Origin of the sequence: Endozoicomonas sp. ONNA1, assembly GCF_024606325.1 — a bacterium.
Classification (GTDB): Bacteria; Pseudomonadota; Gammaproteobacteria; order Pseudomonadales; family Endozoicomonadaceae; genus Endozoicomonas_A.
In genome coordinates, this window is sequence record NZ_JAHHPN010000829.1 from 1 (window position 1) to 1,115 (window position 1,115).

Annotated in this window: 1 protein-coding gene; it reads left to right on the forward strand. The window is 56.1% G+C overall.

Features of this window, described 5'->3' with window-relative positions:
• Nucleotides 1-25 precede the first annotated feature (25 nt).
• Nucleotides 26-1,115 (forward strand): ankyrin repeat domain-containing protein (locus tag KDK19_RS19650; protein ID WP_257292685.1); only part of this gene is annotated, 1,090 nt, incomplete at its 3' end.

Below are 1,115 nucleotides of genomic sequence, written 5' to 3' on the forward strand. Positions count from 1 at the left end.
GTGCGCGATGTGTCGGCAAGACCCGATGCCTGTATTGAATCTGAGCACCGGTGAATCTCACCCGGATCAATTTTTCCCGAACCAGGCGTTTTTTGATGCTTGTATTAACGGGGATTTTGCGCGGGTGAACCATTCACTGGCAGAAGGAGTCAATGTCAATGCTGCTCTAGCTGATGATTTCACTGCCTTGATTTTGGCATCTGGTCAGGGGCACAGGGATATCGTCGAACGTCTGATCAACGCCGGGACGAATCTCAACGCTGCCCGTGAGAATGGTGCCACCGCACTACTCATCGCTGCCCAGCAGAATAAGGCCGACTGCGTCAAACTCCTGATCAGAGCCAAGGCGAATCTCAACGCCCAAACCGTGGGTGGCGCCACCCCGCTGTTCATGGCCGCCCAGCAAAATAGCACCGACTGCGTGAAACTCCTGATCGAAGCCGGGGCAGATCTCAACGCCGCCTGTTCAAATGGCGTCACCCCGCTGGCCATCGCTGCTGCAACAGGCAACAGTGACTGCGTGGAACTCCTGATCGAAGCCGAGGCAGATCTCAACGCCCGGGCTGAGGATGGCTCCACCCCGCTGATCATGGCTGCCCAGGAAAATAACATCGACTGCATGAAACTCCTGATCAGAGCCAAGGCGGATATCAACGCCCAAATTGGGGATGGCGTCATCGCGCTGCTCGTTGCTGCGTTGGAAAATAACAGCCACTACCTAAAAATCCTGATTGAAGCCAGGGCGAATATCAACGCCCGAACCAAGAATGGTGTCACCGCGCTGTTCATGGCTGCCCAACAAAATAGCACCGACTGTCTAAAAATCCTGATCGCAGCCAGGGCAGATCTCAACGCTGCCACGTCGGATGGCGCCACCCCACTGTGTATCGCTGCTGCGAAAGGCAATACCGACTGCGTGAAAGTCCTGATCGAAGCCGAGGCAAATCTTAACGCCCAGACTACAGGTGGCGCCACCCCTGTGTTCATGGCTGCCCAAGAAAATAAGACTGACTGCGTGAATGCACTGATCGAAGCCGAGGCAGACCTCAACGCACGGACTGCAGATGGTGCCACCGCGCTGTTCATGGCTGCCGGGAAGGGCAACACCGAATGCG